The organism is Mitsuaria sp. BK037 (assembly GCF_014193045.1).
In the GTDB taxonomy this organism is placed as follows: domain Bacteria; phylum Pseudomonadota; class Gammaproteobacteria; order Burkholderiales; family Burkholderiaceae_C; genus Roseateles.
Genome location: NZ_JACHYS010000004.1, coordinates 705,671 through 722,771 on the forward strand (window position 1 = coordinate 705,671; position 17,101 = coordinate 722,771).

The following is a 17,101-nucleotide window of genomic DNA, read 5'->3' on the forward strand; positions in this document are numbered from 1 at the left end:
TACACTGCCTCCCCATGGATGACAGCAAGGATGGCGGCGGGCTCGCCGCCAGTTCGACGCGGCCGTATCTGATCCGCGCCCTGCACGAGTGGTGCACCGACAACGGGTTCACGCCCTACATCGCGGTCCACGTGGACCGCATGGTGCAGGTGCCGCTCGAGTACGTGAGCAACAACGAGATCGTGCTCAACGTGGGTTTCGACGCGACCAGCAACCTGGACCTCGGCAATGAACTGATCCAGTTCAAGGCCCGGTTCGGTGGCGTGGCGCGCGAAATCATCGTGCCGGTCGATCATGTGGTGGCGATCTACGCGCGGGAGAACGGGCAGGGCATGGCCTTCCCGCCGCCGAGCCCGGAAGAAGCCAGCGCTGCCGCGCGGGCTCCGTCCGGGAGCGCTCCCCGAGGCCTGCGCCTGGCCTCCGAGGGCGACGGCCAGGGCCAGAGCGAGACCAAACCCGAACCCGTCGCTTCCCCGGCGCCGGTCGTGGCGCCCGCACCGGACGACGACGATCCGGGCGCGGGTCCGTCGGGCGGTCGCCCGGCGCTCAAGCGCATCAAGTGATCGTCCAGATGAGGGGATGAGCGAGCTGTTTTCGTTCATCGGCCCTCATCGCTGCGTCTAGAATGCAGCCCGCGTCGCAGTGCTGCGACGCACCAGTTCTCCGTGTGCCGGCTTAGCTCAGTTGGTAGAGCAACCGCCTTGTAAGCGGTAGGTCATCAGTTCGAATCCGATAGCCGGCACCATCCAACACGCAGAAGCCCCCGTTCGTCGCACGACGAACCGGGGCTTCGGTCATTTGCGCGACTGTTATCGGTCCGCCGCCGGGGCGGGCGCGGCCGGCCGAGCGGAGGCCGGCGAGGTGTCTTCGGCAAGCCGCGCCAGGTCGGCGCCAACGCGCTGCGCCATGTCCGAACCCGGCTCCAGCAGCCTCTGCAGCCTCGTCCAATGCCGACGCGCCAGCGCCAGGTCGCCTTGGCGCACTGCGGCCGCGCCAGCCAGGGCCAGCGCCTTCGGCTGGTCGGGATCGAGCGCGAGCGCCGCCTCGATCGCCGCCAGCGCCGGGCCGCCGAGGTCGCCTTGCTGCTGCGAGCCCAAGGTGTCGGCCAGGTCGGCCTGCAGCTTTGCCCGCAACAGGGTCTGGTCGGGCGCCGTCGCCAGGGCGATCGCGCGGCGATAGGCTGTCGCCGCCTCGGCATAACGTTCCTGCACCTCGCGCGACCGGGCCAGGACCATCCAGCCTTGCAGATCCTCGGGCGAGGCCTGCAGGCGCGCCGCCAGCCCTTCGACCATCGCCTCGACATCCACCCCCTGCGTCGCATGCGTGGCGCCGCCCTCGGTGTTCGCTTCGGCCGCCGCGCGCGGATCGCCGACCTCCAGGTACACCGCCAGCGCCGCCACGGGCAAGGTGAGGCTCAAGACCGCCGCCGTCCCCTGCCGCCACACGGCGCCACGCGCGCGGCGGGTCGACCCTGCCGGCACGGCGACCTCGATCGCGAAGGCCTCGTCCGGCGCATCGGAGGACCGCTCGTCGCCCTGCAGCAGCGGCCGCAGCAGCACCGCGAGCACCGCCAGCAGCAATACGAGCGCGCTGGCCCAGAGCGGAAACATCGCGTTCATGCGGGCCGTCCTTCCTCGAATTCATCGTTGTCGGGATCGAAGGGCGCCTCGTCCGCGAGCGCATCGAGCGCCGCGCCCTGTGCGAAAGCGCCGCGCCGGTGCAGCGCCGCGGCCAGCGCGGCCAGGCCGGCGCCCAGCAGCAGGAAGGGGCCGGTCCACAGCAGCCAGGTCGATGGTTGCCACGGCGGCGAGTAACGGACGAAGGCGCCATAACGCGCCTCGAAAAAGGCGACGACTTCGGCGTCGCTGCGACCGTCGCGCAGTTGCTCGCGGATGGCCTGGCGCATGTCGGCGGCCAGCGGCGCGTTGGATTCGGCCAGTGTCTGGTTCTGGCAGACGACGCAGCGCAGCTGGTGGGCGAGGCGCGATTCGCGCGCCTCGAGCTCCGCGATCGCGGCGGCCGGCGCTGCGGCCGAGACCGTCGCCGTGCCGTCCTCCGGCGCACCCGAGGCCGACGACGCGGTCAAGGCGATCAGCGCGCCCAGCGCCACCGGCGCCAGACGTCTCGCGGCACGACGCAGGCGCGTGCTCATCGCGCCGCCTTCAGCGCGGGCAGCAGCTTGTCGCGCCAGACCTCGGCGGTCACCGGTCCCTGGTGGCGATAGCGCACGCGCCCGCGGGCGTCGATGACGAAGGTCTCCGGCACGCCCTGCACGCCGAAGTCCAGGCCGACCCGGCCATCGGCGTCGATCGCCGACGCCCGGTACGGGTTGCCCACGGCGCCCAGCAGCGCGCGGGCCGCGTCGTCCCGGTCCTTGTAGTTGAGGCCGTACAGCGGCACGCCGTCGCGCGCCGACAGCTGGCGCAGCGCCGGCAGCTCCTGCCGGCAGGGCTCGCACCAGGACGCCCAGACGTTGAGCATCCACGGCTGCCCGCGCAGCGCGGCGCTTCCCAGTTGCTGGCCGGGGTCCTCGAGCACTGGACGCTCGAACACCGGGACCGGGCGATCCAGCAGCGCCGAAGGCAGCACGCGCGGATCGCGTTCCAGCCCGAGGGCCAGCATCAGCGCCAGGCCCAGGAAAAGCAGCAGTGGCAACAGGTAGCGCATCAGGCGGTCTCCTCCCGGGTGAGGGCCGGACCGCCGGGCAAGGCGACGCCGGCGGGCGCCGAGCCCGGCGAGCGCGCGCGGCCGGGCGCCGTGGCCCGTGCGGGCGCCGCCGGATGGGACGACACCGGATCGCGCTCATGCCGGGGCATGCGCAGCCGTCGGTCCGCCATCGCCAGCAGCCCGCCGATCGCCATCAAGGCCACGCCGGCCCAGATCCAGGCCATGAACGGCTTGACGTGCAGCCGCACATGCCAGCGGCCGTCCCCCACCGGATCGGCCAGCACGACGAACAGGTCGCGCCGCCAGCCGACGTCGATGGCGGGCTGGCTCAGGGCCGTGCCGTCGGCGCGGAACACGCGCTTCTCCGGATGCAGCGTCGCCGCGCCGGCTCGGAAGGTCGCCCGCACGCTGTCGTGGTTGGGACCGGCCACCGGATCCAGCGACTCGAACTGGAAGCGCACGCCATCGAGCACCACGGCCTCCCCGACCGCGAGCGCCGCCTCCTGGCGCTGCTCGAAACCGGTGGCCAGCGTCGCGCCGAGCACGAACACCCCCAGGCCCGCATGCGCGGCCAGCATGCCCCACCAGCCGGCCGGCTGGCGCCGCGCGCGGCGTCCGAGTCCGCCCTCGCCGGCGGTGCGCAGCCGGTCGTGGGCGTGGGACAGCGCCGAGCCGATGCACCAGGCCGCCAGCACCACGCCGAAGCCGGCCAGCGGCGTCCAGCCGGACAAGCGGCCGCCGGTGAGCCCGAGCAGCGCCAGCGCGCAGGCGCCGCTGGCGATGAGCGCGCCGCGCAGCTGGCGGCGCAGCTCCGGCACCGGCGCCCGCTTCCAGCGCGCCAGCGGACCGACGCCCATCAGCACCAGCGCCGGCACCAGCATCGGCATGAAGACCGCTTCGAAGTAGGGCGGGCCGACGGAGATCTTCTCGCCGCGCAGCACGTCCAGCGCCAGCGGATAGAGCGTGCCCAGCAGCACGGCCAGCGCGGCCACGCCGAGCAGCACGTTGTTGAGCAGCAGCAGGGTCTCGCGCGACAGCGCCGCGAAGCGGCCGCCCAGCCCGACCTGCGGCGCGCGCCAGGCGAAGAGCAGCAGCGAGCCGCCGACCACGGCGATCATCATCGACAGGATGTAGAGGCCGCGACCCGGGTCGACCGCGAAGGCATGCACCGAGGTGAGCACGCCCGAGCGCACGAGGAAGGTGCCCAGCAGGCTCAGCGAGAACGCCGCGATGGCGAGCAGCACGGTCCAGCTGCGGAAGGCGCCGCGGCGGTCGGTGATGACCAGCGAGTGGATCAGCGCCGTGCCGACCAGCCAGGGCATCAGCGACGCATTCTCGACCGGGTCCCAGAACCACCAGCCACCCCAGCCGAGCACGCCGTAGGCCCAGGCGCTGCCCAGCAGGATGCCCAGCGTGAGGAAGCTCCAGGCGGCCAGCGTCCACGGCCGCGACCAGCGCGCCCACGCTGCGTCCAGGCGTCCCGACAGCAGCGCGGCCAGTCCGAAGGCGAAGGCCACCGAGAAACCGACGTAGCCCATGTAGAGGAAGGGCGGATGCGCGACCATGCCGGGGTCCTGCAGCAGCGGGTTGAGGTCCCGGCCCTCCGGCGCGGCCGGCGACAGCCGCGCGAAGGGGTTGGACAGCCACAGCAGGAACACCAGCATGCCGATGCTCAGCGCGCCCAGCACCGCGAGCACGCGCGCGACGTAATCGCGCGGCAGGCGGCCGCTGAGCAGCGCCACCGCCGCCCCCCAGACGCTCAGCAGCGTCTGCCAGAGCAGCATCGAGCCCTCGTGGCCGCCCCAGACCGCGGTGAAGCGGTAGATCGCGGGCAGCGTCGAATGCGAGTTCGCCGCGACGTACAGCACCGAGAAGTCGCCCCTCAGGAAGCAGGCGGCCAGCACGCCGAAGGCCAGCAGGCACAGCGCGCATTGCAGCAGCGCGGCGGGCCGGGCCACGCGCATCCATGGAGCCACGCCGCAGTGCGCGCCGACCAGCGGCAGCACCGCCTGCACGACGGCCACCAGCAGGGCGAGCACCAGCGCGAACAGGCCGATCTCCGGCATCATGGCGCGGCTCCCGGGACGAGCGCGGGCGAGTCCGCCGCGACACCGCCAGCGTGGCGGGCCCCGCCGGTGGCGCCGGCCTGCCTGGCGTGATCGAGCGCCGCGGCCGCTTCCGGCGGCATGTAGTTCTCGTCATGCTTGGCCAGGACCTGCGTGGCGACGAAGGCGCCGTCCTCGCGCAGGCGGCCGGCCACGACGACGCCCTTGCCCTCCTTGAACAGGTCGGGCAGCACGCCGCGATAGCGCACCGGCACGCGATGGACCTGGTCGGTGACGACGAAGCGGACGGTGAGGCTGTCGACGGCGTCGCGATGCAGCGAGGCCGGCTCCACCAGCCCGCCGAGGCGGAAGGCCGCGTCGCGCGGCGCCTGCGCCGCGGCGATCTGGGTCGGGCTGAAGAAGAACATGACGTTGTCGCCCAGCGCGCGCAGCACCAGCGTGGTCGCGAGCCCGAGGGCACCGACACCGAGCAGCACGGCCAGCAGGCGGCGTTGACGGGCTTTCAAGCGGACTCCTCCTCGCCGGCCGGTTCAGGGAGCGGAGACGATTGGCGGGCACGGCGCCACAGCTCCAGGACTTCAACCAGCAGCAGCAGGCCCGCGGCCCAGCCGATGGCGAGGTAGAACGCGTGGCTCATGGCAGTGCCTCCAGGTGGCGTTCGCGCAGCAGGCAGCGGGCGCGCGCCAGCGAGACCGCGATCGCGTAGGCCCAGCAGGCCAGCGCCATCAGCAGCATGCCGGCGAGCATCGAGCTCGCCATGGACGGGGCGGCATCGAAGCGGATCGACGCGCCTTGATGCAGCGTGTTCCACCACTTCACCGAGAAGTAGATGACCGGCACGTTGACGACACCGACCAGCAGCAGCAAGGCCCCGGCGTGATCGGCGCGGCGGACGTCGTCGATGGCCGAGACCAGGGCCAGGTAGCCGAGATAGAGGAACAGCAGCAGCAGCTCCGAGGTCAGCCGCGCGTCCCAGACCCACCAGGTGCCCCAGGTCGGCTTGCCCCAGGCGGCGCCGGTCCACAGCGCGATGGCGGTGAAGACGGCGCCGGTGGGCGCCAGCGCGCGCGCCATCACCGGCGACAGCCGCGTGCGGTAGATCAGCCCCAGCGCCGCATGCAGCGCCGCCACCAGGTACAGGAACATCGACATCCAGGCCGCCGGGACATGGAGGTAGATCAGGCGATAGACCTCGCCTTGCTGGTGGTCGGTGGGCGCGACGACGAAGCCGATCCACAGGCCCGCGGCGCCCAGCAGCGCGGCGGCGCCGGCGAACCACGGGACGACGCGGGCGGCCCAGCGGTCGAAGACGACGGGCGAGGCGAGCGCGCGCCAGCGGCGTGGGCGAGCGAGTGGCTGATCGAGGGGGGGATTGAGTGGGTGATCGAGCGGGTGGGCACGCGGGCGAGCAGCCTGGGGTGCGTGGGACGCGGGTGCGGCGGCCGGATCGCCGGAACGAGCGTGAGGCGCGCCGCTGCGCGTCATGTCGCCGACGGCGTCGGTCGACGTCGTGGCGAGCGGGGCGATGCCGGTCATCGACATGGCGGGGACCTCCTCATTCGACGGCCAGGCGCAGCGCGGCGGCCGTGGCCCAGGGCAGGGTGATCAGCGAGACCAGCAGCGCCGCGCCGAGCAGCGACAGCTGCGGGCCGGCGGCCAGGCCCTGCTGCGCGGCGGTGGTGGCGCCGCTGCCGAAGATCAGCGTCGGCACGCACAGCGGCAGCACGATCAGCGCGAGCAGCACATGCCCCCGCAGGCCCAGCGTCAGCGCCGCGCCGAAGGCGCCGAGCAGCGACAGGGCCGGCGTGCCGATCAGCAGCGCCAGCGCCAGCACGCCGGTGGCCGTGGGCGCCAGGTCGTACTGCAGGGCCAGCAGCGGCGCGGCCACCACCAGCGGCGCGCCAGTCGACAGCCAGTGCGTCAGCGTCTTTGCGGCCACGACGGCCAGCGCGCCGCCGGGCGCCAGCACCGCCTGTTCCAGGCTGCCGTCGGCCAGGTCCGCTTCGAACAGCCGGTATTGGGAGAGCAGCATTGCCAGCAGCGCCGCCACCCAGATCACGCCCGGGCCGAGCACCGCCAGCAAGGCCGGATCGGGGCCGATCGCCAGCGGGAACAGGCAGGCGACAAGCGCGAAGAACACCAGAGGCCCGAGCGCGTCGGCCGGCCGGCGCGCCGCCAGCAGCAGGTCGCGATGCAGCAGCGCCAGCATCACGGCGCGGACTCCATGGCGCTGACGGCCGTCGCCGAGGCGATGTCCGGATCGGGCCGGGAGGATGCGGGCCGAGGGGATGCGGGACCCAGTGTCAGCACGATGCAGCGGGGCAGCGGCAAGGCGAGCGGCTGATGGGTGGCGACGACGGCGAGGCCACCGGCCTCCAGGTGAGCCGTCAGCAGCCGGGCGAAGACCTGCTCGCCGTCGCCATCGAGCGCGGCGGTCGGCTCGTCGAGCAACCACAGCGGGCGTGCGCTGGCTCGCACCCGCGCCAGCGCAAGCCGGCGGCGCTGGCCTTGCGACAGCCGCCGCGCCGGCATCGCCGCCGCTTGCCGCAGGCCGACGTCCTCGAGCGCGGTCTCCAGCGCGGCTGGCGACAGGGCGTGGCCGCCGATGCGCGTGGCCAGCGCGAGGTTCTCGCGCGCGCTCAGGTCCAGGCTCAGGCCGTTCTGATGCGCCAGGTAGGCCAGGCTCGCCGGGGCGGCGCCCTCGACCACGCCGTGCTCCCGCGGCAGCAGGCCGGCGAGCTGCCGCAGCAGGCTGCTCTTGCCGCTGCCATTGGGACCGCGCAGCGCCAGCGCCTGCCCGGCGTGAAGCTCGAAACTCAGGTCGCGGAAGAGCCAGCGGCCGCCGCGCGCGCAGCCCAGGCGTTCGACGCGCAGCGCGCGGCGCGCCGCGTCGGGCGCGTCGGACGCGTCGGTGGCGGCGCGACCGTCGAGGTCGCCGCGCTCACGATGCGCCATCGCCCGGACGGCCCTGGGGGGCCGCGCCCGTTCTGGCCGCGTCGTCGCCCTTGGGCACATGCTGGCCCGGGCTGTCGGACGGGCCCTCGCCCGGCGGGATGTGCGGCAACCGGTGCGCGATGCCCTTGTGGCAGTCGATGCAGGTCTTCTCCTTGCTCGCGAGGTAGGTCGAGTGCATCGCCTGCGCCCGCGCGCTCTGCCGCGTGAAGTCCATCGACTCGTAGTTGTGGCAGTTGCGACACTCCAGCGAGTCGTTGGCCTTGAAGCGCGCCCACTCGTGCTTGGCCAGCTCGAGCCGCTTGTCGTGGAATTTCTCCGGCGTGCTGATGGTCCCGAAGATCTTGCCCCAGACCTCCTTGGACGCCTGCATCTTGCGGGCGATCTTGTCGGTCCAGTTGTGCGGCACGTGGCAGTTGGAGCAGATCGCCCGCACGCCCGAGCGGTTGGTGTAGTGGATGGTGCTCTTGAGCTCCGCGTAGACGTTCTCGCGCATCTCGTGGCAGCCGGTGCAGAAGGCCTCGGTGTTGGTCGCTTCCATCGCGGTGTTGAACGCGCCCCAGAAGACGACGCCGCCGATGAAACCGCCCAGCGTCAGGAAGCCGAGGCTGAAATGGACGCTGGGCCGTCGCAGGACGGTCCAGTAGCGCCCCAGGAGCCGGATCGTGGCTTGCAGCATGGTCCGCTCCCGGGGCTCACTTGCGGCCCGCGGGCGCCGGGGCGGCCTTGCGGGTCTGCGGGTTCAGGGTGTCGCGCCGGATCAGCGTGTCGATGTCGACGAAAGTGTTGGGCACCACCAGCGGCGCGGCGTCCTGCGGCACGTGGCATTGCACGCAGAAGTAGCGCCGCGTCGAGACCTGCCCGAGCATGTGCCCCTCGCGGTCCATGTAGTGGGTGATGCTCACCGGCACCGCCTGCGACACCGAGGTGTTGGCGCGCGCATGGCAGTCCAGACACTTGTTGAAGTTCTTGTCCAGCTGGTAGCCGTCGATCCGGTGCGGGATCGTCGGCGGCTGCATCGCGTAGTTGCGGGTGCGGCGCAGGTCGTCGTTGATCTGGTTGCCCAGCAACGGCGGCTTGGTGGTCTCGGTGATCGGCGTGGGGCCGCGCGCCGCGTCGATGAAGGGCTGGCCTGGCTTCGGGCCGGCGGGCTGCGCCGCGGCGAGGCCTGCGGCCAGCAGCGCGGCGCCCGCCATGCCGGCTGCGTGACCGACCACATGACGGACCACACGGGCGACGATCGCCAGGAGCCGGCGTGGGAGAGTGTGCATCGGGGTCATCGCGCGTTCTCCTTCAGGCGACCTTGGTGATCTTGACCGCGCACTTCTTGTAATCCGTCTGCAGCGAGATCGGATCGGTCGCGTCCAGGGTCACCTTGTTGATCAGCTCGCTCGCGTCGAACCAGGGCACGAACACCAGGCCCTGCGGCGGCCGGTTGCGGCCGCGGGTCTCGACCCGGGTCTGCATCTTCCCGCGTCGCGACGAGATCTCGACCAGCGAGCCGCGCCGCACGCCCAGTGCCTTGGCGTCGTCCGGATGCATGTAGCAGTAGGCGTTGGGCACCGCGCGATGCAGTTCCGGCACGCGGCGCGTCATCGAGCCCGAATGCCAGTGCTCCAGCACCCGCCCGGTCGAGAGCCAGAACGGATAGTCCTTGTCCGGGGACTCGGGCGGCGGCTCGTAGGGCAGGGCGAAGATGTTGGCCTTGCCATCCGGGTTGCCGTAGAACTGCCAGCCGGTGCCGGCCTTGACGTAGGGATCCTCCCCCTCGCGGTAGCGCCAGCGCGTCTCCTTGCCGTTGACCACCGGCCAGCGGATGCCACGCGCCTTGTGGTACTCGTCGAACGGGGCCAGGTCGTGCCCATGGCCGCGGCCGAAGCTGGCGTACTCCTCGAAGAGGCCCTTCTGCAGGTAGAAGCCGAAGGCCTGCGCCTCGTCGTTGGCGTAGGCCTTGTCGACGTCCGCCAGCGGGAACTTGTCGACATGGCCGTTGCGGTAGAGCACGTCATACAGCGTCTTGCCGCGCAGGCCGGGTTTCTGGTCGATCAGTTCCTGCGGCCAGACCTCCTCGACCTTGAAGCGCTTGGAGAACTCCACCAACTGCCACAGGTCGGAACGCGCGTCGCCCGGCGCCTTCACCAGCTGGTGCCAGAAGTGGGTGCGGCGCTCGGCGTTGCCGTAGGCGCCTTCCTTCTCGACCCACATCGCGCTGGGCAGGATCAGGTCGGCGGCGACGGCGGTCACCGTCGGGTAGACGTCGGAGACGACGATGAAGTTCTCCGGATTGCGGTAGCCCGGGTAGGTCTCCTGCATCAGGTTGGCGCCGGCCTGCATGTTGTTGTTGACCATCACCCAGTAGGCATTGAGCGCGCCGTCCTTGAGCTTGCGGTTCTGCTCCACCGCGTGATAGCCGGGCTTGGCCGGGATGGTGCCCTCGGGCAGGCGCCAGATCTCCTCGGCGTGCGCGCGGTGCTTGGGATTGGTCACCACCATGTCCGCTGGCAGCCGGTGGGCGAAGGTGCCGACCTCGCGCGCGGTGCCGCAGGCCGAGGGCTGTCCCGTCAGCGAGAACGGGCTGTTGCCCGGCGTCGAGATCTTGCCGGTGAGCAGGTGGATGTTGTAGATGAGGTTGTTGGCCCAGGTGCCGCGCGTGTGCTGGTTGAAGCCCATGGTCCAGAACGAGGTGACCTTGGTCTTGGGGTCCGCGTACAGCTCGGCCAGCGCCTTGAGCCGGTTCTTCGGCACGCCGGTCAGTTCGGCGGTGTAGTCCAGGTCGTACTTGCTGACGAACTTCGCGTACTCGTCGAAGGTGATGGGCTTGGCGCCATTGGGGTCGCCGGCATTCTTCGCGGCCTTCTGCAGCGGGTGCTCCGGCCGCAGGCCGTAGCCGATGTCCGGATTGCCCAGCTTGAAGTTGGCGTGCTTCTCGACGAACTCCTTGTTGACGCGGTTGGTCGAGATGATGTGGTGGGCGATGTAGTTGAGGATCGCCAGGTCGGTCTGCGGCTTGAAGATCAGCTCGATGTCGGCCAGCTCGCAGGAGCGGTGCTCGAAGGTCGACAGCACCGCGACCTTCACGTCCGGGCCGCTGAGCCGCCGGTCGGTGACGCGGGTCCACAGCACCGGATGCATCTCGGCCATGTTGGAGCCCCACAGCACGAAGACGGTGGCGTTCTCGATGTCGTCGTAGCAGCCCATGGGCTCGTCCATGCCGAAGGTCCGCATGAAGCCGGTCACCGCCGAGGCCATGCAGTGGCGCGCGTTGGGATCGAGGTTGTTGCTGCGCAAGCCCGCCTTCATCAGCTTGGACGCGGCGTAGCCCTCCCAGACCGTCCACTGGCCCGAGCCGAACATGCCCACCGCCGTCGGTCCCTTGGCCTTGAGCGTCTTCTTGAACTGCTCGGCCATCACGTCGAAGGCGCGGTCCCAGCTCACCGGCTGGAACTCGCCGTCCTTGGCGTACTGGCCGTCCTTCATCCGCAGCAGCGGCGTGGTGAGCCGGTCCGCACCGTACATGATCTTGGACAGGAAGTAGCCCTTGACGCAGTTCAGGCCGCGGTTGACCTCCGCCTCGGGGTCGCCCTGGGTCGCCACGACGCGGTTGTCCTTGACCGCCACCTGCACGTGGCAGCCGGTGCCGCAGAAACGGCACGGCGCCTTGGACCAGGTCAGCTTCGAGGCCTGCGCGTAGGCGTTGCCGTCCTGGGCCAGGACCTCGATGGGAACGCCCGCCACGGCGCCGGCGGCGACGGCGGCGGAATGTCGGACGAAGTCGCGGCGAGTGCTCATGGTCGGGGTTCCTCTTGAAGGCAAGGCTCGGGTTCGATGTGCTGGTAGACCAGCGCGACGTTGACCACGCCGGGCAGGCCTTGCAGCTCGCCGACCTGGTCCAGGATCTCGCCGGCGGTGTTGCCGTCCAGCGTCACGACCAGCTTGCCGCTGGCCGAGCGACCGTGGAGTCGCGCCGACGGCATCCGGTCGACCGCGGCGGCGGCGGCGTCGAGCAGGCGTGGCAACACCTGCACCACCACGCTGGCGATGTGCATCTCTGCGGGCATGGCATGCCTCGGAAGGGGTTCAGGGCCGCGATCGGCGGCGTGTAGCCGGACGGATCGCGTGGAGACGCCGCGGCGGCGGCGGTGGGGGGCGGTTGCTACCCGCCGGGCGGGCCGGCGAACATCTGGTAGACCCAGACGGTGAATCCATAACCCGCGACGGTGACGACGGCCAGCACGGGCGCCATCACGACAGCGAGGAACAGGAAGCTGCGCAGCTCTTCGGTGCGCGTCGACGGCGAGGCGTCGGTCGGAGGGAACAATGGCATGACGGCTTCTCCCTGGCGGTCGGCCCCTTGAACCTGGCGGTTTCTGTTTTGTGCGCGGGGCGACCAACCGGTTATAGCGGCCGCCTCCTCGGACTGTCAACGAGAACCCGCGTGTAACCGGCCCAAGGCCCCGATCACAGGGACATCGCGCGCAGGTCGTCCCGACGGGGGCAGGTGTTGCGGGGAACATGGGCGGCGATTCTTCGCCGCAGCCTCATGCCGCGTGTTGACGACTGTCAACGCAGGGGCCGGACGCCGTCAAAGGCCCGGCGCGCCGCTTCACGACTGGCGCACGCGGATGCGCAGTTCGCCCTCGAGCAGCAGGCCTTCCTCGCGCAGCAGCCGCAGCAGCGTCGGCTGCAGGTGCCGCAACTTGGCGGCGATGGCGGCGTTGTCGGCGACCAGGGTCCATCCCTGCTCGTCGAGCGTGCCGGCCTGGACGAAGCGCTTCATCGCGCCCGGCAGCGCCACGCTCACCGCGGCCAGGTGCCGCTGCGACAGCGCCAGCTGCTGCCCCAGCCGCGCCAGCACGCCGTGCTGCGACATCGCCCGGCCGAAGTCCAGCGGATCGGGCGCTTCGGGCTTGACGCGGGGTGGCAGGTAGCGGGGCGGCATGGGTCGGCAGTGTAGTCCCGGCACTGGAAAACCCGCATCAGGACCGGGAGGGCGCGCGCCTGGGCCGGCCCGGGCGCGCGAGGGGCGGGTGCTAAACTCCGCCGGTTTTTTTCCGCGCTGGCGCTTGCAGGCCGGGGTTTGCGTCCCCAACTGCACCGGTCGCGCGGAACTGCCCTCGGAGGCCGCCCACGAGGCGGTCCGGCGGGCGTCCGAGCCCGGTCGACCGGGCCCCACAAAAGAACTTCACGAAGCCGCATGTTGCCCAAGCTTTTGACCCAGATTTTCGGCAGTCGGAACGAGCGCCTGCTCAAGACCTACCGCAAGGTCGTCCAGCAGATCAACGCGCTGGAACCGCAGTTCGAAGGCCTGAGCGACGACCAGTTGCGCGCCAAGACCGAGGAGTTCAAGCAGCGCATCGCCAAGGGCGAGACCGTCGACGACATCCTGCCGGAGGCCTTCGCCGTCTGCCGCGAGGGCAGCAAGCGCGTCCTCAAGATGCGCCACTTCGACGTGCAGCTGATCGGCGGCATGGTCCTGAACGCCGGCAAGATCGCTGAAATGCGCACCGGCGAAGGCAAGACCCTGATGGCCACGCTGCCGGTCTACCTGAATGCGCTGACCGGCAAGGGCGTGCACGTCGTGACGGTCAACGACTACCTCGCGCGTCGCGACGCCGAGTGGATGGGCCGCCTGTACCGCTTCCTCGGCCTGACCGTGGGCATCAACTACTCGGGCCTGCCGCGCGACGAGAAGCAGGCCGCGTACAACGCCGACGTCACCTACGGCACCAACAACGAATACGGCTTCGACCACCTGCGCGACAACATGGTCTACGAGGTCCGCGACCGCGTGCAGCGCGGTCTGGCCTACGCGATCGTCGACGAGGTGGACTCGATCCTGATCGACGAGGCGCGCACCCCGCTGATCATCTCCGGCCAGGCCGAGGACCACACCCAGCTCTACGTCGCGATCAACGCGGTCGCGCCGCAGCTCAAGCGCCAGATCGGCGAGCTGGACCCGCGCACCGGCGAGGGCGTGATCGAGCCGGGCGACTTCACCGTCGACGAGAAGTCGCACCAGATCTACCTGACGGAAGACGGCCACGAGAACGCCGAGCGACTGCTGTCGCAGGCCGGGCTGCTGACCGAGGGCGCGTCGCTCTACGACGCCGCCAACATCACGCTGATGCACCACCTGTACGCCTCGCTGCGGGCGCACCACGTGTATCACCGCGACACACACTACGTCGTGCAGAACGGCGAAGTCGTGATCGTCGACGAGTTCACCGGCCGCCTGATGACGGGCCGCCGCTGGAGCGATGGCCTGCACCAGGCCGTCGAGGCCAAGGAAGGCGTGCAGATCCAGGCCGAGAACCAGACGCTGGCCTCGGTCACCTTCCAGAACTACTTCCGCATGTACGGCAAGCTGTCCGGCATGACCGGCACGGCCGACACCGAGGCCTACGAGTTCCAGGAGATCTACGGCCTGGAGACCGTGGTGATCCCGCCGAACCGCCCGACGGTGCGCCGCGACGAGCTGGACCTGGTCTACAAGACCACGAAGGAGAAGTACGACGCCGTCACGCAGGACATCCGCGACTGCCACGAGCGCGGCCAGCCGGTGCTGGTGGGCACGACCTCGATCGAGAACTCGGAGAAGGTCTCCGAGCTGCTGACCAAGGCCAAGCTCCCGCACCAGGTGCTGAACGCCAAGCAGCATGCGCGCGAGGCAGACATCATCACCCAGGCCGGTCGTCCGGGCGTGATCACGATCGCGACCAACATGGCGGGCCGTGGCACCGACATCGTGCTGGGCGGCAGCATCGAGAAGGACGTGGTCGCGATCGAGAACGACGAGGCCCTGTCCGAGTCCGAGAAGCAGGCCAAGATCGCCGCGCTCAAGGCCGAATGGCAGCAGCTGCACGAGCAGGTGAAGGCCGCCGGCGGCCTGCGCGTGATCTCCACCGAGCGCCACGAGAGCCGCCGCATCGACAACCAGCTGCGCGGCCGCTCGGGCCGCCAGGGCGACCCGGGCTCGTCGCGCTTCTACCTGTCGCTGGACGACCAGCTGATGCGCATCTTCGCGGGCGACCGCGTGCGCGCCATCATGGACCGCCTGAAGATGCCCGAGGGCGAGGCGATCGAGGCAGGCATCGTGACGCGCTCGATCGAGAGCGCGCAGCGCAAGGTCGAGGCCCGCAACTTCGACATCCGCAAGCAGCTGCTCGAGTACGACGACGTGTCGAACGACCAGCGCAAGGTCATCTACCAGCAGCGCAACGAGATCCTCGAGGCCGAGGACCTGCTGGCGCAGATCTCGCATCTGCGCACCGGCACGCTGACCGACGTGGTGCGCGGCTTCGTGCCGGAGGAATCGCTCGAGGAGCAATGGGACCTGGTGGCGCTGGAGCGCGTGCTGCGCGACGAGTGGAAGCTCGAGGTGCCGCTGGGCGAGATGCTCAAGAAGAGCGAGACGCTGACCGACGAGGATGTGCTGAACGCCGTGCTCAAGGCCGGCGACGCCGCCTTCCAGGACAAGCTGGACCGCGTCGGCCTGGAGCAGTTCACGCCCTTCATGCGCATGGTGCTGCTGCAGAGCATCGACCAGCACTGGCGCGAGCACCTCGCGTCGCTGGACTACCTGCGCCAGGGTATCCACCTGCGCGGCTACGCGCAGAAGAACCCCAAGCAGGAATACAAGCGCGAGGCCTTTGAGCTGTTCTCGCAGCTGCTGGACGCGGTGAAGCTGGAAGTGACGCGCGTGCTGCTGAACGTGCGCATCCAGTCGCAGGAGGAGGCCACCGCCGCCGCCGACGCGATCGAGCAGCGCGCCGAGAACGTCAGCAACGTGACCTACACCCATCCGAACGAGGATGGCTCGGTGTCGCAGGACGCGGCACCGGTGGCGGGCGGCACGCAGGCCGTGCCCAGCGAGTGGGGCCATGTCGGCCGCAACGATCCCTGCCCGTGCGGCAGCGGCAAGAAGTTCAAGAGCTGCCACGGCAAGCTGGCCTGATCCGGTCCGGCTCCCGCTGATGAACGGCGCCCCTCGCGGGCGCCGTTTGTTTTGGCCCGCTCCTCGCGGTCCCGCAAAGAAACTCCCTCGGCCCGCTTGCGGGGAGAGGGCGGGGGTGAGGGGCCGAGCCTCCTACAATCCCGCGCGCGGGCGCCGACGCTCGCGCTCGCACCGGACCGCCGCGTCCGGACGCCGACCCTCAACGACCGCCCACCATGCCCGTCAACCTGACCGCTCCCGATCCGCAAACCCTGCTGCCCGTGCCCGGCGTGCGCCTGGGCGTCACGATGGCCGGCGTGCGCAAGGCCAACCGCCGCGACCTCACGGTGATCGCGCTCGACGAGGGCGCCAGCGTCGCCGGCGTCTTCACCGCCAACCGCTTCTGCGCCGCGCCGGTGCAGGTCTGCCGCGAGCACCTCGCGTCGGGCGCGGCGATCCGCGCGATCGTCATCAACACCGGCAATGCCAACGCCGGCACAGGCGCCGACGGCCTGGCGCGCGCGCGCCAGACCTGCGACGCGCTCGCCGCCGAATTGAAGCTCGATGCGAAGCAGGTGCTGCCGTTCTCGACCGGCGTGATCATGGAGACGCTGCCGGTGGACCGCATCGTCGCCGGCCTGCCGGCCGCGATCGCCGCGCTGAAGCCGGACCACTGGGGCGAGGCCGCCGCCGGCATCATGACCACGGACACGCTGCCCAAGGCCTGCTCGCGCCAGCTCACGATCGGCGGCCGGACGGTCACCATCTCCGGCGTGTCCAAGGGCGCCGGCATGATCCGCCCGAACATGGCGACGATGCTGGGCTTCGTCGCCACCGACGCGGTGCTCGCGCCGGAGCTGCTGCAGCCGCTGGTCAAGGAAGCGGCCGACCTGTCCTTCAACCGCATCACCATCGATGGCGACACCTCGACGAACGATTCCTTCGTGCTGATCGCCACGCACCAGGCCGGCCACGATCGCATCACCTCGCTGACCAGTGCCGAAGGCCGCGCGCTGCGCGACGCGGTGGTGGCGGTCTCGCAGCAGCTGGCGCAGGCCATCGTGCGCGACGGCGAGGGCGCGACCAAGTTCATCTCGGTGGTGGTGCAGGGCGGCAAGACCGAAGAGGAATGCCGCAAGGCGGCCTACGCGATCGCGCACTCGCCGCTGGTGAAGACCGCGTTCTTCGCCAGCGATCCCAACCTGGGCCGCATCCTGGCGGCGGTCGGTTATGCCGGCATCGACGACCTCGACCAGGGCCTGATCGACCTGTTCCTCGACGACGTGCATGTCGTGACCAAGGGTGGCCGCCGCCCCGAGTACAAGGAAGAGGACGGCCAGCGCGTGATGAAGCAGAGCGAGATCACGGTGCGGGTGCACCTGAACCGCGGTCCGGCCGAGACGACGGTCTGGACCTGCGACTTCAGCCACGAGTACGTGACGATCAACGCGGACTACCGCTCCTGATCGAAGCCGCCGACGGC

General features: G+C 70.6%; 18 protein-coding genes and 1 tRNA gene. 4 read left to right on the forward strand and 15 right to left on the reverse strand.

What is annotated here, in order from left to right; genetic code table 11:
* Window positions 1-14: 14 nt before the first annotated feature.
* The gene (locus FHT37_RS24090) at window positions 15-563 is read left to right on the forward strand and encodes a ClpXP protease specificity-enhancing factor (RefSeq protein WP_091721763.1); all 549 of its coding nucleotides are present in this window, start codon (window positions 15-17) and stop codon (window positions 561-563) included.
* 106 nt (window positions 564-669) lie between these two features.
* A tRNA-Thr gene (locus FHT37_RS24095) sits at window positions 670-745 on the forward strand.
* A gap of 64 nt (window positions 746-809) precedes the next feature.
* Here the strand turns inward: FHT37_RS24095 and FHT37_RS24100 are convergent.
* The 15 genes from FHT37_RS24100 to FHT37_RS24165 all read right to left on the reverse strand — a co-directional run bounded on the left by FHT37_RS24100 (window position 810) and on the right by FHT37_RS24165 (window position 12,624).
* Entirely contained in the window at window positions 810-1,619 is an 810-nt protein-coding gene (locus FHT37_RS24100) for a hypothetical protein (RefSeq protein ID WP_183485466.1), read from the reverse strand.
* Entirely contained in the window at window positions 1,616-2,152 is a 537-nt protein-coding gene (locus tag FHT37_RS24105; RefSeq protein WP_183485469.1) for a cytochrome c-type biogenesis protein, read from the reverse strand. The genes FHT37_RS24100 and FHT37_RS24105 overlap by 4 nt, the downstream gene beginning before the upstream one ends.
* Window positions 2,149-2,667: a DsbE family thiol:disulfide interchange protein gene (locus tag FHT37_RS24110; protein ID WP_183485471.1), complete on the reverse strand. Its 519-nt coding sequence runs from the start codon at window positions 2,665-2,667 to the stop codon at window positions 2,149-2,151. The genes FHT37_RS24105 and FHT37_RS24110 overlap by 4 nt, the downstream gene beginning before the upstream one ends.
* Window positions 2,667-4,736 (reverse strand): heme lyase CcmF/NrfE family subunit, encoded by a 2,070-nt coding sequence (locus FHT37_RS24115; protein WP_183485474.1) that lies wholly within the window; start codon window positions 4,734-4,736, stop codon window positions 2,667-2,669. The genes FHT37_RS24110 and FHT37_RS24115 overlap by 1 nt, the downstream gene beginning before the upstream one ends.
* On the reverse strand, window positions 4,733-5,239 hold the full coding sequence (gene ccmE, locus FHT37_RS24120) for a cytochrome c maturation protein CcmE (RefSeq protein WP_183485477.1): 507 nt from the start codon (window positions 5,237-5,239) through the stop codon (window positions 4,733-4,735). Before ccmE ends, FHT37_RS24115 begins: the two co-directional genes overlap by 4 nt.
* A complete protein-coding gene (locus FHT37_RS25560) occupies window positions 5,236-5,370 on the reverse strand; it encodes a hypothetical protein (protein ID WP_255489957.1) in 135 nt (44 codons plus the stop codon). The genes ccmE and FHT37_RS25560 overlap by 4 nt, the downstream gene beginning before the upstream one ends.
* Entirely contained in the window at window positions 5,367-6,218 is an 852-nt protein-coding gene (gene ccmC / locus FHT37_RS24125) for a heme ABC transporter permease CcmC (RefSeq protein WP_183485789.1), read from the reverse strand. Before ccmC ends, FHT37_RS25560 begins: the two co-directional genes overlap by 4 nt.
* 70 nt (window positions 6,219-6,288) lie before the next feature.
* Entirely contained in the window at window positions 6,289-6,942 is a 654-nt protein-coding gene (ccmB, locus tag FHT37_RS24130) for a heme exporter protein CcmB (protein WP_183485792.1), read from the reverse strand.
* Window positions 6,942-7,688, reverse strand: coding sequence for a heme ABC exporter ATP-binding protein CcmA (ccmA, locus tag FHT37_RS24135; protein ID WP_183485480.1), 747 nt, complete (start codon window positions 7,686-7,688; stop codon window positions 6,942-6,944). The genes ccmB and ccmA overlap by 1 nt, the downstream gene beginning before the upstream one ends.
* Window positions 7,675-8,364 (reverse strand): cytochrome c3 family protein, encoded by a 690-nt coding sequence (locus tag FHT37_RS24140; RefSeq protein ID WP_221211208.1) that lies wholly within the window; start codon window positions 8,362-8,364, stop codon window positions 7,675-7,677. Before FHT37_RS24140 ends, ccmA begins: the two co-directional genes overlap by 14 nt.
* A gap of 16 nt (window positions 8,365-8,380) precedes the next feature.
* Window positions 8,381-8,881: a nitrate reductase cytochrome c-type subunit gene (locus tag FHT37_RS24145; RefSeq protein WP_183485797.1), complete on the reverse strand. Its 501-nt coding sequence runs from the start codon at window positions 8,879-8,881 to the stop codon at window positions 8,381-8,383.
* A 97-nt stretch (window positions 8,882-8,978) separates the two neighbouring features.
* Window positions 8,979-11,474 (reverse strand): periplasmic nitrate reductase subunit alpha, encoded by a 2,496-nt coding sequence (napA, locus tag FHT37_RS24150; protein ID WP_091721798.1) that lies wholly within the window; start codon window positions 11,472-11,474, stop codon window positions 8,979-8,981.
* Window positions 11,471-11,743 (reverse strand): chaperone NapD, encoded by a 273-nt coding sequence (locus tag FHT37_RS24155; RefSeq protein ID WP_255488592.1) that lies wholly within the window; start codon window positions 11,741-11,743, stop codon window positions 11,471-11,473. Before FHT37_RS24155 ends, napA begins: the two co-directional genes overlap by 4 nt.
* A 95-nt stretch (window positions 11,744-11,838) precedes the next feature.
* Window positions 11,839-12,009 (reverse strand): periplasmic nitrate reductase, NapE protein, encoded by a 171-nt coding sequence (gene napE / locus FHT37_RS24160; RefSeq protein ID WP_091721808.1) that lies wholly within the window; start codon window positions 12,007-12,009, stop codon window positions 11,839-11,841.
* A gap of 279 nt (window positions 12,010-12,288) precedes the next feature.
* Window positions 12,289-12,624, reverse strand: a complete 336-nt coding sequence (locus tag FHT37_RS24165; RefSeq protein ID WP_091721812.1) for a hypothetical protein — start codon at window positions 12,622-12,624, stop codon at window positions 12,289-12,291.
* Window positions 12,625-12,879: 255 nt separating this feature from the next.
* Between FHT37_RS24165 and secA the strand changes: the two genes are divergently transcribed.
* Window positions 12,880-15,639 carry a preprotein translocase subunit SecA gene (gene secA / locus FHT37_RS24170; RefSeq protein WP_091721816.1) on the forward strand — a complete coding sequence of 920 codons (2,760 nt, stop codon included), beginning with the start codon at window positions 12,880-12,882 and terminating at the stop codon, window positions 15,637-15,639.
* A gap of 215 nt (window positions 15,640-15,854) precedes the next feature.
* Window positions 15,855-17,084, forward strand: coding sequence for a bifunctional glutamate N-acetyltransferase/amino-acid acetyltransferase ArgJ (gene argJ, locus FHT37_RS24175; RefSeq protein WP_091721819.1), 1,230 nt, complete (start codon window positions 15,855-15,857; stop codon window positions 17,082-17,084).
* Window positions 17,085-17,101: the final 17 nt, after the last annotated feature.

Bases quoted from the DNA above. Each gene is read 5' to 3' on its own strand.
- FHT37_RS24090 (WP_091721763.1), top strand. From the start codon at position 15: ATGGATGACAGCAAGGATGGCGGCGGGCTCGCCGCCAGTTCGACGCGG.
- FHT37_RS24115 (WP_183485474.1), bottom strand. From the start codon at position 4,736: ATGATGCCGGAGATCGGCCTGTTCGCGCTGGTGCTCGCCCTGCTGGTG.
- ccmC (WP_183485789.1), bottom strand. From the start codon at position 6,218: ATGACGCGCAGCGGCGCGCCTCACGCTCGTTCCGGCGATCCGGCCGCC.
- argJ (WP_091721819.1), top strand. From the start codon at position 15,855: ATGCCCGTCAACCTGACCGCTCCCGATCCGCAAACCCTGCTGCCCGTG.
- ccmA (WP_183485480.1), bottom strand. From the start codon at position 7,688: ATGGCGCATCGTGAGCGCGGCGACCTCGACGGTCGCGCCGCCACCGAC.
- napA (WP_091721798.1), bottom strand. From the start codon at position 11,474: ATGAGCACTCGCCGCGACTTCGTCCGACATTCCGCCGCCGTCGCCGCC.
- FHT37_RS24105 (WP_183485469.1), bottom strand. From the start codon at position 2,152: ATGAGCACGCGCCTGCGTCGTGCCGCGAGACGTCTGGCGCCGGTGGCG.
- FHT37_RS24140 (WP_221211208.1), bottom strand. From the start codon at position 8,364: ATGCTGCAAGCCACGATCCGGCTCCTGGGGCGCTACTGGACCGTCCTG.
- FHT37_RS24165 (WP_091721812.1), bottom strand. From the start codon at position 12,624: ATGCCGCCCCGCTACCTGCCACCCCGCGTCAAGCCCGAAGCGCCCGAT.
- FHT37_RS24145 (WP_183485797.1), bottom strand. From the start codon at position 8,881: ATGGCGGGCGCCGCGCTGCTGGCCGCAGGCCTCGCCGCGGCGCAGCCC.
- FHT37_RS24155 (WP_255488592.1), bottom strand. From the start codon at position 11,743: ATGCCCGCAGAGATGCACATCGCCAGCGTGGTGGTGCAGGTGTTGCCA.
- FHT37_RS25560 (WP_255489957.1), bottom strand. From the start codon at position 5,370: ATGAGCCACGCGTTCTACCTCGCCATCGGCTGGGCCGCGGGCCTGCTG.
- FHT37_RS24100 (WP_183485466.1), bottom strand. From the start codon at position 1,619: ATGAACGCGATGTTTCCGCTCTGGGCCAGCGCGCTCGTATTGCTGCTG.
- secA (WP_091721816.1), top strand. From the start codon at position 12,880: ATGTTGCCCAAGCTTTTGACCCAGATTTTCGGCAGTCGGAACGAGCGC.
- ccmB (WP_183485792.1), bottom strand. From the start codon at position 6,942: ATGCTGGCGCTGCTGCATCGCGACCTGCTGCTGGCGGCGCGCCGGCCG.
- napE (WP_091721808.1), bottom strand. From the start codon at position 12,009: ATGCCATTGTTCCCTCCGACCGACGCCTCGCCGTCGACGCGCACCGAA.
- FHT37_RS24110 (WP_183485471.1), bottom strand. From the start codon at position 2,667: ATGCGCTACCTGTTGCCACTGCTGCTTTTCCTGGGCCTGGCGCTGATG.